General features: G+C 68.6%; 13 protein-coding genes and 1 tRNA gene. 9 read left to right on the forward strand and 5 right to left on the reverse strand.

The genetic code is table 11. The features are described 5' to 3' along the window. The first annotated feature begins 266 nt into the window (after positions 1–266). The 3 genes from LWW89_RS15135 to LWW89_RS15145 all read left to right on the forward strand — a co-directional run bounded on the left by LWW89_RS15135 (position 267) and on the right by LWW89_RS15145 (position 2,939). Complete coding sequence (locus tag LWW89_RS15135; protein WP_293265637.1) at positions 267–1,049, forward strand: 3-hydroxybutyrate dehydrogenase; 783 nt, start codon at positions 267–269, stop codon at positions 1,047–1,049. A 10-nt stretch (positions 1,050–1,059) separates the two neighbouring features. Continuing rightward, a complete protein-coding gene (locus LWW89_RS15140; RefSeq protein WP_293265638.1) occupies positions 1,060–2,265 on the forward strand; it encodes a patatin-like phospholipase family protein in 1,206 nt (401 codons plus the stop codon). Between the two features lie 92 nt (positions 2,266–2,357). Continuing rightward, the gene (locus LWW89_RS15145) at positions 2,358–2,939 is read left to right on the forward strand and encodes a hypothetical protein (protein ID WP_293265639.1); all 582 of its coding nucleotides are present in this window, start codon (positions 2,358–2,360) and stop codon (positions 2,937–2,939) included. A gap of 362 nt (positions 2,940–3,301) precedes the next feature. Here LWW89_RS15145 and hpnE read toward each other — a convergent pair whose 3' ends face one another. From hpnE to hpnC, 3 genes are read right to left on the reverse strand one after another with little or no spacing between them, the layout of a single operon-like run. Then, on the reverse strand, positions 3,302–4,654 hold the full coding sequence (gene hpnE / locus LWW89_RS15150) for a hydroxysqualene dehydroxylase HpnE (protein ID WP_293265640.1): 1,353 nt from the start codon (positions 4,652–4,654) through the stop codon (positions 3,302–3,304). Between the two features lie 49 nt (positions 4,655–4,703). Then, positions 4,704–5,537 carry a presqualene diphosphate synthase HpnD gene (gene hpnD / locus LWW89_RS15155; RefSeq protein WP_293265641.1) on the reverse strand — a complete coding sequence of 278 codons (834 nt, stop codon included), beginning with the start codon at positions 5,535–5,537 and terminating at the stop codon, positions 4,704–4,706. Beyond that, positions 5,534–6,373, reverse strand: a complete 840-nt coding sequence (hpnC, locus tag LWW89_RS15160) for a squalene synthase HpnC (RefSeq protein WP_293265642.1) — start codon at positions 6,371–6,373, stop codon at positions 5,534–5,536. The genes hpnD and hpnC overlap by 4 nt, the downstream gene beginning before the upstream one ends. Before the next feature lie 198 nt (positions 6,374–6,571). Here hpnC and LWW89_RS15165 point away from each other — a divergent pair. Then, a tRNA-Leu gene (locus tag LWW89_RS15165) sits at positions 6,572–6,656 on the forward strand. Between the two features lie 229 nt (positions 6,657–6,885). On the opposite strand, the gene LWW89_RS15170 is transcribed toward LWW89_RS15165, so the two are convergent. Together LWW89_RS15170 and LWW89_RS15175 are read right to left on the reverse strand one after the other, a co-directional pair. Then, on the reverse strand, positions 6,886–7,368 hold the full coding sequence (locus tag LWW89_RS15170; protein ID WP_293265643.1) for a hypothetical protein: 483 nt from the start codon (positions 7,366–7,368) through the stop codon (positions 6,886–6,888). A gap of 162 nt (positions 7,369–7,530) precedes the next feature. Beyond that, positions 7,531–8,514, reverse strand: coding sequence for a LysR family transcriptional regulator (locus LWW89_RS15175; protein ID WP_293265644.1), 984 nt, complete (start codon positions 8,512–8,514; stop codon positions 7,531–7,533). Positions 8,515–8,670: 156 nt separating this feature from the next. On the opposite strand from LWW89_RS15175, the gene uraH reads away from it, so the two are divergent. From uraH to alc, 5 genes are read left to right on the forward strand one after another with little or no spacing between them, the layout of a single operon-like run. Beyond that, entirely contained in the window at positions 8,671–9,021 is a 351-nt protein-coding gene (gene uraH / locus LWW89_RS15180; RefSeq protein WP_293265645.1) for a hydroxyisourate hydrolase, read from the forward strand. 43 nt (positions 9,022–9,064) lie between these two features. Next, positions 9,065–10,258, forward strand: a complete 1,194-nt coding sequence (locus LWW89_RS15185) for a urate hydroxylase PuuD (RefSeq protein ID WP_293265647.1) — start codon at positions 9,065–9,067, stop codon at positions 10,256–10,258. Positions 10,259–10,276: 18 nt separating this feature from the next. Then, a complete protein-coding gene (gene uraD / locus LWW89_RS15190; protein ID WP_293265649.1) occupies positions 10,277–10,843 on the forward strand; it encodes a 2-oxo-4-hydroxy-4-carboxy-5-ureidoimidazoline decarboxylase in 567 nt (188 codons plus the stop codon). Between the two features lie 21 nt (positions 10,844–10,864). Next, entirely contained in the window at positions 10,865–11,800 is a 936-nt protein-coding gene (gene puuE / locus LWW89_RS15195) for an allantoinase PuuE (RefSeq protein WP_293265651.1), read from the forward strand. 20 nt (positions 11,801–11,820) lie between these two features. Beyond that, positions 11,821–12,864: an allantoicase gene (gene alc / locus LWW89_RS15200; protein WP_293265653.1), complete on the forward strand. Its 1,044-nt coding sequence runs from the start codon at positions 11,821–11,823 to the stop codon at positions 12,862–12,864. Positions 12,865–12,878: the final 14 nt, after the last annotated feature.

Here is a 12,878-nt window from a genome sequence, read left to right on the forward strand (position 1 = left end):
GACTTGACTAAATATAGGTTTTTCTGGGCCAGGGGGCAAAGATTATTTGCAGCCTTGCAACGGCCGGCTTCTGCCCCGTATTGGCAGGGAAAATGCGGGCAACGCGCCTGTCATCGTCAGCGCGCCGGCAGGGAAAAATACCCGGGACGAATAGGTTCGGGAGGGAACCATCGGCCCCCGCTTCCATCAGACCGTTTCCGGGAGCGTTCGTGCCGCCCGGGGGGCGGCAAGGGTGGGCTCCGGACGGAATGAAAAGGAGCAACACCATGCAACTGAACGGAAAAGTCGCCCTCATCACCGGGGCCGCAAGCGGCATCGGCAAGCGCATCGCCGAGGTCTATGCCCAGGCCGGCGCCGCCGTGGCCATCGCCGACATCAACCTGGACGCCGCCCGCAAGGCGGCGGACGAGATCGCCGCCGCCGGCGGCAAGGCCATCGGCGTGGCCATGGACGTGACCAGCGAGGCGGCGGTGGACGCCGGCACCCAGGCCGTGGTCGATGCCTTCGGCCAGCTTGACATCCTGGTGTCCAACGCCGGCATCCAGATCGTCGCCCCCCTGGTGGACTACAGCTACGCCGACTGGAAGAAGATGCAGGCCATCCATGTGGACGGGGCTTTCCTCACCACCCGGGCGGCGTTGCGCCACATGTACCCGGGGGACCGGGGCGGCACGGTGATCTATATGGGCTCGGTCCATTCCCACGAAGCCTCGCCGCTCAAGTCGGCCTACGTGGCCGCCAAGCATGCCCTGCTCGGCCTGGCCCGGGTGCTGGCCAAGGAAGGGGCGGCCCACAACGTGCGCGCCCACGTGATCTGCCCGGGCTTCGTGCGCACGCCCCTGGTGGACAAGCAGATTCCCGAACAGGCCCAGGAACTGGGCATCAGCGAAGAGGAAGTGGTGCGCCGGGTGATGCTCGGCGGCACGGTGGACGGGGTGTTCACCACCGTGGATGATGTGGCCCAGACGGCCCTGTTCCTGGCCGCTTTTCCCAGCGCGGCCCTGACCGGTCAGTCGTTCGTGGTCAGCCACGGCTGGTACATGCAATAAGGGAGGCGGCATGGACGCCTGCAGCGACGGCGAACGCTACTACGACAGCCCGGCCCTGCCGGCCGGGCACAGCTACCAGACCGTGGCCCTGGTGCTCCAGGGCGGCGGCGCCCTGGGGGCCTACCAGGCCGGGGTGTTCGAGGGACTGGCGGCGGCCGGGCTGCAACCGAACTGGGTGGCCGGCATCTCCATCGGCGCCCTCAATGCGGCGATCATCGCCGGCAACCCGCCGTCCCGGCGGGTCGAACGGTTGCAGGAATTCTGGCAGACCATCTGCCGCCCCCCTTTCTTTCCGCCCACCCCCCTGGGGCCCCTGGACGTGAAGGATTGGCCGGCCTCCCTGGCAGAGCTGATGAACGGCTGGGAAGCCTGGCGGGCGGTGACCGAGGGGCAGAACGGCTTCTTCTTGCCGCGCCCGCCCTTCACCGGCGGGCGGGCGCCGGGGCCGGACACGGCCAGTTACTACGACACGGCGCCCCTCAAGGCCACCCTGGAATTCCTGGTGGATTTCGAGCGCATCAACGATCCCGGCGCCATGCGGGTCTCGGTGGGGGCGGTGAACGTGCGCACCGGCAACTTCGTCTATTTCGACAACACCCGGGAACGGTTGCGCCCCGAGCATTTCATGGCCTCCGGCGCCCTGCCGCCGGGCTTTCCGGCGGTGGAGATCGACGGCGAGTTCTACTGGGACGGCGGGGTGGTGTCCAACACCCCCCTCCAGTACGTGCTTGCCACCCCGCCGCGGCGCCATTCCCTGGTGTTCCAGGTGGACCTGTGGAGCGCCCGGGGCGACCTGCCCGCCGACCTGCCCGAGGTGATGCTGCGCCAGAAGGACATCCAGTATTCGAGCCGCACCCGCACCATCACCGACGCCATGGCGCACATGCAGCGGCAGCGCCGCCTGCTGCGGGAGCTGATGGAGCTGGTGCCGGAAACCGAGCACCGCAACCCCTGGTACCGGCGCGCCGCGGAAGAAGCCTGCGACCGCTTGTTCAACGTGATCCACCTGATCTACCGGGACAAGGCCTGCGAGGGCCACTACAAGGACTACCAGTTCGGCGCCCTCACCATGCGCGAGCACTGGAAGAGCGGCCTGGCCGACATCGGCCACACCCTGGACCATCCGGAATGGCTGGAAATGCCCACCCCGGAACAGCCCTTCGTCACCCACGACGTGCATCGGGCCGGGCTACGGCACGAGGAGCATGGGGGGTGAAGGGTTGGGGGGCGGGCGGGCCAACAGGGCTGTCGTTCCTGTCGTTCAGGCGGCGGCTTGAGCGGCGGTCCAGGTCGGTGGCCGGCCCCCGCTTGATTTCCCTGGTTCTCTCCATCTTCTTGGCGGGGGCGGCCTTGCCGTGGCCCGGGCCGGCCCAGGCTCAGGTGCTCTACGAAAAACGAGGGTCGGGGGGCGCCGTGTTCTCCGACACGCCCCTGCCGGGCGGCCGGCCGGCCCGGGTGCCGCCGGACAACGCGGTCCCGGCCCCGGCACCCCCCGCTCCGGCGCCGCTCCCGCCCGCCGCGCCGGGGAAAGACGCCGATGCGCCCCGGCCCTTCGCCTACAGCGCCTTCGCCATCGTCTATCCGGAAAACGCCGGCAGCGCCTCGGCCAACACCGCCGCCTTCGCCGTGCGGCTGCGCATCGAGCCGCCCCTGCGCTTGGACCTGGGCCACACCGTGGCGCTGCGCCTGGATGGGCAGCCGGTGCCGGGGCGCTATACCCAGGAGGAATTGGTGCTGCCGCCGGAAGCCTTCGGCGATACGGTGGCCCTCAACCGCCGCTATCGGCTGGAGGCGAGCATCCTGGACCGGGACGGCCGGGTGCTGATCAGCGCCAGCCCGGTGGATTTCTACCTGCGCCTGCCGCCGCCGCTCCGGCAACCCCGCCGCTAGCCGGGGGGCGCAAGCCACCCGGGGTAGCGCGATAAGACGGCCAGGCGCCCGACCGACGGGGAGGCGGGGCCGTAGGGGCGTTGGGCGGCTGTCGCGCCGCCCCTGCTGTCGTGACGCCACCCCGCGATGTATTAATTTTATTCATGTATTCCGGTGACGGAAACGTGAAACTCGGCGACTGGCGCGGACCTTCGTTTTTCCGTCAGCCGGTTACTTGAATATTTTTAATATATTGCCCGGTGCGTGTGGCTGGCGCGGCTCGCCTTCGCCGACGGCCGGTAACGCCCGGGTCGGCCTTCGGGTGCGAGGCGGGGGATCAGGCGGAGGGTCAGGAGATGCCCGAGGCGGGGCGCGACCGGGCGTCAGCCGTTTTCCCGCGCCGTTCCCAGCACCGCCGCGGCGGCGCGCCGGCCGGAGCGCACCGCGCCTTCCAGGGTGGCGGGCCAGGGCGCCCAGGTCCAGTCCCCGGCCAGGTGCAGGCCCGGCGCCAGGGTGATGGCCGCCGGGCGGCCCAGGCCGGCGCTGGCGGCGAAGGTGGCCCGGGCCTCGACGATGCGCTTGTGCCAGGCGAGGGGCGGCGCGTCGCGCAGCGGCGCCTTTTGGCCGGCAGCGCGCAGGTAGGGGCGAACGTGGGCCAGCAGGCGCTGGGCCAGTTCCGCCTCGGGCAGGGCCTGCCAGGGGCCCCGGGCGGAAATGACGCAGGCCAGCACGCCCGGGTTGCCCGCCGCGCCCCGGTCGAACACCCAGGCCGGGCTGTCGCCCGGGGCCGGGCCGTCGATCTGGACGATGGGGCGGGCTAGCCCGATGCCGGGGGGCAGCCCCAGGTACACCGTGGCGATGGGCTCGTAGCGGTAGCCGGCGAGCAGGTCCCGGGTGGCCTGGGCGGCGGGGATGTCGGGCAGCAGGGCCGACGCGTGCTGGGGGGCCACCGCCAGCACCACCTGGCGGGCCTCGATGGTTTCTTGGGCGGCGCCGTCCAGTTCGATGCTCCAGCCGGCCACGGCCGGCACCAGGCTTTTCACCCGGGCCGAGGTGCGCACCGCGCCGCCTCGGGCGGCGATCCAGGCGGCGGCGGGGCCGGGGAAGACGGCGGAGAGATCGGCGGCGGCCACCAGGTAGTCGGTGGCGCCGGGGATGCGGGCGCCGGCCCCCAGGGAATCCCCCAGCACCCGGGCGAAGACGGCCATGGAGGCGGCCTCCAGGGGGGTGTTGAGGGCGGCCAGGCACAGGGGGGCGTAGAGGCGCCGGGCCAGTACGCCGCCGGCCAGGCCGGTGGCGGCGAGCCAGTCGGCCACGGTCTGTTCCGGCGGGGCGCTCCAGCCGGCGGCCTCCAGGGCTTTCATGGCGCGCACGGCGCGGAATTTTTCGCCCCAGCCGGCGCCCCGGGCCAGCAGCAGGCCGGCGGCCACGTCCAGGGGCGGCGGCAGGGGAGGGAGGGCGAGGCGCAGTTCCGGCGATGCGACGAACAGCCGGTGGCGGGTGAGCAGGGCGTCCGGATCGGCGCCGACCCGGCGCATCAGCGCCAGGGTATCGGTGTAGGCGCCGATCAACAGGTGCTGGCCGTTGTCCAGGCGCTGGCCGTCCACGGCCACGCCCCGGGCCCTGCCGCCCGGCTGGCGGGCCGCTTCGAGCACCAGGGGGCGCTCCCCGGCAGCGGCCAAATCCACCGCGCAGGCCAGGCCGGCCCAGCCGGCACCGATGACGGCGACGCTCATGCGAACAACGGGGAAGATGATCGGGAAAGGGCGCGGGCCATGGCCGGCCTCAGCTGCGCAGCCAGACCTTGAAGGCCAGCCACAGCTTGCGGGTGGGGGGCAGGGAGGTCCGGTGGGTGAGCACCCGGCAGCCGTCCCGCTCGATCTCGGTGAGCAGGGTCTGGTAGATCTCGGCCATCATCAGCCCGGGGCGCTGGGACTTGCGGTCGGCCGCCGGCAGGTGGGCCAGGGCCTGGGCGTAGTACTGGCGGGCGCGCTCGATCTGGAAGCGCATCAGGGCCTGGAAGTTGTCGCTCTGGCGCGATTCCAGGATGTCCTTGGCCGGCACGTTGAAGCGTTGCAGCTCGTCGATGGGCAGGTAGATGCGGCCGCGCCGGGCGTCCTCGCCCACGTCGCGGATGATGTTGGTGAGCTGGAAGGCCATGCCCAGATCGTGGGCGTACTTTTGCGTGCGCGGGTCGGTGCTGCCGAAGATTTCGGCGGCGAGCAGGCCGACCACGCTGGCGACCCGGTAGCAGTACAGGGACAGGCCCTTGAAATCCAGGTAGCGGGTCTGGGTCAGGTCCATCTCCATGCCGTCGATGATCTCCAGCAGCTGCTCCTGGGGCAGGTTGAAGCGCGGCAGCACGTCCTTGAGGGCCTGGGTCACCGGATGGGTGGGCTGGCCGGCGTAGAGGGCGGCCACCTCGCGGCGCCACCAGGCGAGCTTGGTGGCGGCCAGGGCGCTGTCGTGGCACTCGTCCACCACGTCGTCCACCTCGCGGCAGAAGGCGTAGAGGGCCATGATCGCCTGGCGCTTCTCCAGCGGCAGGAAGAGGAAGCTGTAATAGAAGGACGAGCCGCTCTTGGCGGTTTTATCGCGGCAGTAGTCGTGGGGATTCATCGCAGCAGAGCGGTGGTGATGAGGCGGAGCCAGTCGCCGGCCCCGAGGGTGGGGCGGCGGGCGAACACGTCGTAGGAACGGGCCTGGATTTTATCGAGAATGCGCTCGCCCCCGGCCACCGTCAGGGCGATTTCCCACTTGAGCCGGCCGGAAAGGGCGCCGAGCAGGGGGCGGCCGGCGTCGAACAGGGCTCGGGTGCGCTCGACCTGGAAGGCGAGCAGGGCGCAAAAGCGCTCGTCGGCCACGCCCCGGGCCAGGTCGGCCTCGGCGACGCCGAAGCGGGCCATGTCTTCCTGGGGCAGGTAGATGCGGCCAGTGGTCTCGCCGTAGCGGTTCTTCTGCCAGTCGATGCCAACGTCCTGCCAGAAATTGGTCAGTTGCAAGGCGGTGCAGATGGCGTCGGACTGGGCCAGGTGCTCGGGCTCGGTGCGGCCGGACAGGTGCAGCACCAGCCGGCCCACCGGGTTGGCGGAGCGGCGGCAGTAATCGAGCAGGCTGGCGTAGTCGGCGTAGCGGGGCGTCACCACGTCCTGGGCGAAGGCCGAAAGCAGGTCGCGCAGGGGCTGGAGCGGCAGGCCGTGGGCGGCGACGGCCTCGGCCAGGGGGACGAAGATCGGCGCCAGATCGGCGGGCGCCGCCTCGCCTCGTTCCAGTTGGGTGAGGGCGGCATCGAGCCGGGCCAGCTCGGCCAGACGCGGCGCCGCCGGGGCGTCGCCCTCGTCGGCCACGTCGTCGGCGTAGCGGGCGAAGCGGTAGATGGCCTCGATGGGCCGGCGCAGACGGCGCGGCACCAGCAGGGAGGCGACGGGAAAGTTTTCGTAGTGGTCGACCGGCATGGAGGCGGGTGCCGGATACGGCCGGCGCACTGGGAGTGCGGCGGCTCCGGCGCCATGTCTTCTTTTATGGTTTCGTGGCGGCGGCTGACAGTATAGGGGGCAGTCGGTTAAAATGGCAGGCTTGCTCCCGCGAACGGCCCATGGCCGGCGGCGGGCAAGCGCGCCGCGTGCAACGCGCGGCGCAGGCCGTTCGGCCATGCCCGGTTGGTGAAATTGGTAGACACGCGGGATTTAGGTTCCCGTGCCGAAAGGCGTGAGGGTTCGAGTCCCTTGCCGGGCACCATCTGCAACGCTTCCTCAAGACCCCGATTGTTCGGCTGCTGCCGGCGCTTCGCTCCCGGTCCGCTCGTGGGCGCCATGGCTTTCCCGGAATGCGTCAAATTGCGGATTTTGCCGCCGCTGGCGGCATCCTGGCGCTGCTGCGCCGTTTTCCCCTGTTTGGGTCAATATTTACGGTCGATACGCTATCCGCGTGCCGTACTGCAACGCTCTCTCAGCAGCTTGTAAGCGCATCAACTCGAAGCATGATCCAAGCGTGACTTAATGTATTTCAGCATGTCTTCGGCAGACACGTTTGAATTGGCCGGAAGAAGTATCCAGAACGGATTAAGGAACGTTGCTTGCCTTGGAAGTAGCCTTATTGCGGGCTCTGCCGTGCTATTTCGCCTCCCCAGTGGGCGAGATAACGGTGCGAAATCAAATAACTCAGCATTTTTCACCGCTGACCAAGGAATAGTCTTTGGTTTGAAAAGTCCAGGCAATTCCAACCCTCGTTCGTTGATTATGTAAGCCGGCTTTCTTGTGATACACCTAAATATCACCTTGGCAGCACCGAAAATCGTTACAGCGGCCAGAAAAAACGCCGGGACACGGACTAAGAGAGGAAAGGCATTAGTCCATCCGATAAATGCAAAAAATGGAGCCAAGGTCGTCGCCGCAACCAGATGTTTTATGGTGGTCAAACCCGACAGACGAACCTCGACACGATTTGTCATTTATTTACGCAAGCTGGGATGGTTGATTTGCTATGCATCGTGCTGAATTTCAAAGTACGAGGCAATCTTGGAGGCTCGCTTCAGCCCTGATTCACAAGGATTCGGCCTTTCTGCAATGCTGCGGCGCGCAGAAAGAAACCAACCGCAAATTGCGGATACCCCCTATTTCTCCCCATCTTCCAGATTGTCCGCCGCGCGCGCCGCCGGGCTTCCCGGGCGGGCGCCGATGTGGCGGCCGCAGTCGCTCAGCAGGCGGCGGATCCAGCGGTGGCCGGGGGAGTGGTGGTTGCGGTCGTGCCACAGTTGGTAGAAGCGCATCGGTGGGAAGTCGATGGGGGAGGGCAGGATGGTCAGGGGCAGCAGGTCGGCGTAGAAGCGGGCGAAGTGGCGGGTGGTGGTGAACACCAGGTCGGTGTTCTGTAGCAGGTAGGGGGCGGCGGTGAACGACTGGACCACTACCCGCTCGTCCCGGGCGATGCGCATCGAGGCCAGCACGCTGTCGATCACGCCGCGCTGGCTGAGGGAGTAGGGCAGGGGCACCACGTGGGCGGCCCGGTGGTAGTCCTCCTTGGTCATGCCCTTGCGCGCCAGGGGGTGGGTGGCGGCGACCAGGCAGACGATCTCGTCTTCGAGCAGCATGGACAGGTGCATGCGCTCGGGGGGCTCGGGCCAGTTGCCGATCACCAGGTCCAGGGTGCCTTCGGCCAGGGAACGTTCGAAGTCGAAATCGGGCCCCAGGGAGTGGAGGGTCAGCCGGGCCTGGGGCGCCTCCCGGCGAAAGCGCTCGGCCACCGAGGCGACGAATACCGGGGCCAGGTAGTCCGGGGCGCCGATGCGGAAATCCTGGCGGCTGACGTGGGGATCGAAGGATTCGGGAGCGCCGGTCATGCGCTCGATTTCGGCCAGGGCGCTCTTGGCGTGGGAGAACAGGGTCAGGGCCCGCTCGGTGGGAACCATGCCGCCTTTGTCGCGCACCAGCAGGGGGTCGCCGAGGATTTCGCGCAGGCGCTTCAGGGAGGCGCTGATGGCGGGCTGGGACTGGTTCATGCGCAGGGCCGTGCGCGACACGCTGCGTTCGGTGACGAGCAGGCAGAACACCCGCAGCAGGTAGGTGTCGAGCGGGTCGTCGCTGCGCCGGAGCGTCATCGTGTCTGCCTCTGTCCAAGGGCGTGGGCGCCTGGGTGGGCCCCGTTCAAAGATAAGGTAAATCGTATACCGCTTATAAGGATATAAGCGTTCCGATAAGAGCGATCGATCTTACACTGGATTCGTTCCGATAACTTCAATACAGAGGAGACAGCCATGGGACGACTGACCACCCATGTTCTCGACACCGCGTCCGGCAAGCCCGGCGCCGGCATCGCCGTGTCCGTGTTCCGCCTGGACGGCGGGCGCCGCCAGGTGGCCGAGACCGTGACCAACGCCGACGGCCGCTGCGACCGGCCCCTGCTCGAAGGCGAAGCCCTGGAACGGGGCCGCTACGAGATCGTCTTTGCCGTGGAGGACTACTTCCGCGCCCAGGGCACGGCCCTGCCCGAGCCGGCCTTTGTCGGCGAGGTGGTGCTGCGCTTCGGCGTGGCCGAACCCGGCCAGCACTACCACGTGCCCCTCCTGGTGTCCCCCTGGAGCTACTCCACCTACCGCGGCAGCTGACCCGGCCCCGTCGCCTTCCTTTTCCGAACCGGATTACTGAATCATGGAAGCCTATCTGCTTGACTGGGCCAATCTGCTGCTGCGCTGGCTCCACCTGATCGCGGGCATTGCCTGGATCGGCGCGTCCTTCTACTTCGTCATGCTCGACAACTCGCTCCGGCCGCCGAAAAAGCCGGAGGACGCCAAGCGCGGCGTCTTCGGCGAGCTGTGGGCGGTGCACGGCGGCGGGTTCTACTGCAGCCAGAAGTTCCTCACCGGCCCCAAGGGTGAACCCCTCACCGACGACCTGCACTGGTCGAAATGGGAAGCCTACACCACCTGGATGTCCGGCATGGGCCTGATGGCGGTGATCTATTGGGTCGGCGCCTCCAGCTACCTGATCGACCCGAAGGTGATGGCCCTGGCCCCCGCCACCGCGGTGGGCATCTCGATCGCCTTCCTGGTGGGGGGCTGGGTGGTCTACGACCTGCTGTGCCGCCTGCTGGTGGGCCGCGACAATCTGCTGGGCGCCCTGGTGTTCGCCTTCGTCGTCCTGTGCGATTGGCTGCTGCACCAGGTGTTCTCGGCCCGGGGCGCCTACATCCACGTCGGCGCCATGATGGCGACGATGATGGTGGCCAACGTGTTCTTCCACATCATTCCGGGCCAGAAGCGCATGGTCGAGCAGATCCGCGCCGGCCAGGAGGTGGATACCCGGCCCGGCCTCATCGGCAAGCAGCGCTCGGTGCACAACACCTACTTCACCCTGCCGGTGCTGTTCATCATGATCAGCAACCACTACCCGATGACCTACGCCAACGCCAACGGCTGGCTGATCCTGGTGGTGATGATGTTGGCCGGCGTGCTCATCCGCCAGTTCTTCGTGCTGCGCCACCGGGGTCAGGTCAAGTGGTGGCTGCCCGCCTCCGGCGTGGCCCTGATCGCCGTACTGGCCGCGCTGATGGCGCCCCGTCCCGTCGATGCCGGCGGCGCCCCGGTGGCCTTCAACGCCGTGCATGAGGTGGTGGAGCAGCGCTGCATCGCCTGCCACTCGGCCCACCCCAGCCAGCCGGGCTTCGCCCAGCCGCCCAAGGGCGTGACCTTCGACACCTCGGCCCAGATCGGCCAACACGCCGCCAAGATGGCCGAGACCGTGGCCAGCGGCTACATGCCCCTGGGCAACCTGACCCACATCACCGACGACGAGCGCAAGCTGATCGCCACCTGGTACGCCCAGGGCGCCAAGCTGGCCAACTGAGCCGGAAAAGACCCCGACATGAACAGTCCCCACAACAGCATCCCGGGCGCCGCCGCGGCCCCGTCCTCCCTTGACGCCCTGTCGTCCCTATCGACCCTATCGTCCCTTTCCCAGGCCGATTTCGCCGCCCGCCTCGGCGACATCTTCGAGCACTCGCCCTGGATTCCCGAGCGGGCCTGGCAGCGCCGCCCCTTCGCCAGCGTCGACGCCCTGCACGCCGCCATGGTGGCGGCGGTGGACGCCGCCAGCCGGGACGAGCAGCTCGGCCTGATCCAGGCCCACCCGGAACTGGCCGGCAAGGAAGCCGCCGCCGGCACCCTGACCAGCGCCTCCACCGGCGAGCAGCGCGGCGCCGGCCTGGACCAGTGCAGCGCCGAGGAACTGGCGCGCCTGCGCCGCCTCAACGCCGCCTACCGGGAGCGCTTCGGCTTTCCCTTCGTCATTGCGGTGAAGGGCCTGTCCCGCTACCAGATCATGGACGCGGTGGAGGCCCGGCTGAACAACGACGCCGCCACCGAGTTCCGCGCCTGCCTGTCGGAGATCGGCAAGATCGCCCGGTTCCGCCTCGACGCCCTGTTTTCCTGAATCCGCCGCAAGGAGCGCCAGATGCCCCTCGATCCCTCCTACCCCCGCGACCTGGTCGGCTACGGCCGTAATCCGCCCCACGCCGCCTGGCCGGGCAACGCCCGGGTGGCGGTGCAGTTCGTCCTCAACTACGAGGAGGGCGGCGAGAACTGCGTGCTGCACGGCGATGCCGGGTCCGAGCAGTTCCTCTCGGAACTGTTCAACCCGGCCAGCTACCCGGCCCGCCACCTGTCCATGGAGTCGGTCTACGAGTACGGCTCCCGGGTCGGGGTGTGGCGCTTCCTGCGCGAGTTCGAGCGGCGCGGCCTGCCCATGACCGTCTTCGGCGTGGCCATGGCCCTGGAGCGCCACCCGGAGGCCACCGCCGCCTTCCGCGAACTGGGCCACGAGATCGCCTGCCACGGCTGGCGCTGGATTCATTACCAGGGGGTCGATGAGGCGACCGAGCGCGAACACATGCGCATCGGCATGGAAATCATCGAGCGACTCACCGGCGAGCGCCCCCTCGGCTGGTACACCGGCCGCGACTCGCCGAACACCCGCCGCCTGGTGGCCGACTACGGCGGCTTTCTCTACGACTCGGACTACTACGGCGACGACCTGCCGTTCTGGACCGAGGTGCAAAAGAGCGACGGGAGCACGGCGCCCCACCTGGTGGTGCCATACACCCTCGACACCAACGACATGCGTTTTTCCCTCCCCCAGGGGTTTTCCCACGGGGATGAGTTCTTCGAATACCTGCGCGACGCCTTCGACCTGATGTACGCCGAGGGCGAGGAGCGCCCGGCCATGATGAGCGTCGGCATGCACTGCCGGCTGCTCGGCCGCCCGGGACGCTTCAAGGCGCTGCAACGCTTCCTCGACCACATCGAGAAGCACGACCGGGTCTGGGTGTGCCGGCGCGTCGATATCGCCCGCCACTGGATCCGGCACCACCCCTACCTCCCGAAGGCCTAAGACACAACAAGGAGACCACCATGGCCAGCCACACCTCCGGCCCCACCGTCATCGCCCCTCCCGCCGACCTGCCCGACTGGGCCCGCCGCTCGGTGGACCTGGCGAACCCGCGCCTGGGCGCCAAGGCCCTCCATGCGTCCGACGATTTCTTCGCCGAAGTCGCGCGCATGCTCAACCCCGAACCGGCCCAGTTCGTGCCGGGCAAGTTCGACACCAACGGCAAGTGGATGGACGGCTGGGAATCCCGCCGCAAGCGCGTCGCCGGCCACGACTGGGCCCTGGTCAAGCTCGGGGTGAAGGGCCGCATCCGCGGCTTCGACGTGGATACCAGCCACTTCGTCGGCAACTACCCCCCGGCGGTGTCCATCGAGGCCACCGTCTCCGACAGCGACGCGGTGGATGCCCTCCAGGGCGCCGCCTGGACCGAAATCCTGCCCGCCACCCCCCTGGGGCCGAGCAGCCACCACCTGCTCGAAATCGCCAACGACGGCGTGTGGACCCACCTGCGGGTGAACATCTACCCCGACGGCGGCATCGCCCGCCTGCGCGTCTACGGCCAGCCCGTGGGCGGCCTGGAAGGCGCCGGCCCGGATCAGCTGGTGGACCTGGTGGCCCTGGAGAACGGCGGCCGCCCCGTGTCCTGGAACGACGCCAGCTTCGGCTCCTCGGCCACCAGCCTGCTGCTGCCGGGTCGGGGCGTGAACATGGGTGACGGCTGGGAGACCCGCCGCCGCCGCGAGCCCGGCAACGACTGGTGCGTGCTGGAACTGGGCGCCCCGGGGATCATCGAGAAGGTCGAGGTGGATACCGCCTTCTTCAAGGGCAACTACCCGGACCGCTGCTCGATTCAGGCGGCCTACGTGCAGGGCGGCACCGACCAGTCGGCCACCACCCAGAGCATGTTCTGGCCGGTGCTGTTGCCGGAACAGAAGCTGTCCATGGACGCGGTGCACACCTTCGCCGAGCAGCTCGCCGCCCTGGGGCCGGTGACCCACGTGCGCTTCAACATCTTCCCCGACGGCGGCGTCTCGCGCCTGCGCCTGTGGGGCAAGGTGGCCAAGTAATCGAGGAGCCTCTG

This window comes from Oryzomicrobium sp. (assembly GCF_021287045.1).
Taxonomy (GTDB): domain Bacteria; phylum Pseudomonadota; class Gammaproteobacteria; order Burkholderiales; family Rhodocyclaceae; genus Oryzomicrobium.

Bases quoted from the DNA above. Each gene is read 5' to 3' on its own strand.
- hpnE (WP_293265640.1), bottom strand. From the start codon at position 4,654: ATGAGCGTCGCCGTCATCGGTGCCGGCTGGGCCGGCCTGGCCTGCGCG.
- LWW89_RS15175 (WP_293265644.1), bottom strand. From the start codon at position 8,514: ATGACGCTCCGGCGCAGCGACGACCCGCTCGACACCTACCTGCTGCGG.
- LWW89_RS15135 (WP_293265637.1), top strand. From the start codon at position 267: ATGCAACTGAACGGAAAAGTCGCCCTCATCACCGGGGCCGCAAGCGGC.
- hpnD (WP_293265641.1), bottom strand. From the start codon at position 5,537: ATGAATCCCCACGACTACTGCCGCGATAAAACCGCCAAGAGCGGCTCG.
- LWW89_RS15140 (WP_293265638.1), top strand. From the start codon at position 1,060: ATGGACGCCTGCAGCGACGGCGAACGCTACTACGACAGCCCGGCCCTG.
- alc (WP_293265653.1), top strand. From the start codon at position 11,821: ATGGCCAGCCACACCTCCGGCCCCACCGTCATCGCCCCTCCCGCCGAC.
- uraD (WP_293265649.1), top strand. From the start codon at position 10,277: ATGAACAGTCCCCACAACAGCATCCCGGGCGCCGCCGCGGCCCCGTCC.
- uraH (WP_293265645.1), top strand. From the start codon at position 8,671: ATGGGACGACTGACCACCCATGTTCTCGACACCGCGTCCGGCAAGCCC.
- LWW89_RS15170 (WP_293265643.1), bottom strand. From the start codon at position 7,368: ATGACAAATCGTGTCGAGGTTCGTCTGTCGGGTTTGACCACCATAAAA.
- puuE (WP_293265651.1), top strand. From the start codon at position 10,865: ATGCCCCTCGATCCCTCCTACCCCCGCGACCTGGTCGGCTACGGCCGT.
- LWW89_RS15185 (WP_293265647.1), top strand. From the start codon at position 9,065: ATGGAAGCCTATCTGCTTGACTGGGCCAATCTGCTGCTGCGCTGGCTC.
- hpnC (WP_293265642.1), bottom strand. From the start codon at position 6,373: ATGCCGGTCGACCACTACGAAAACTTTCCCGTCGCCTCCCTGCTGGTG.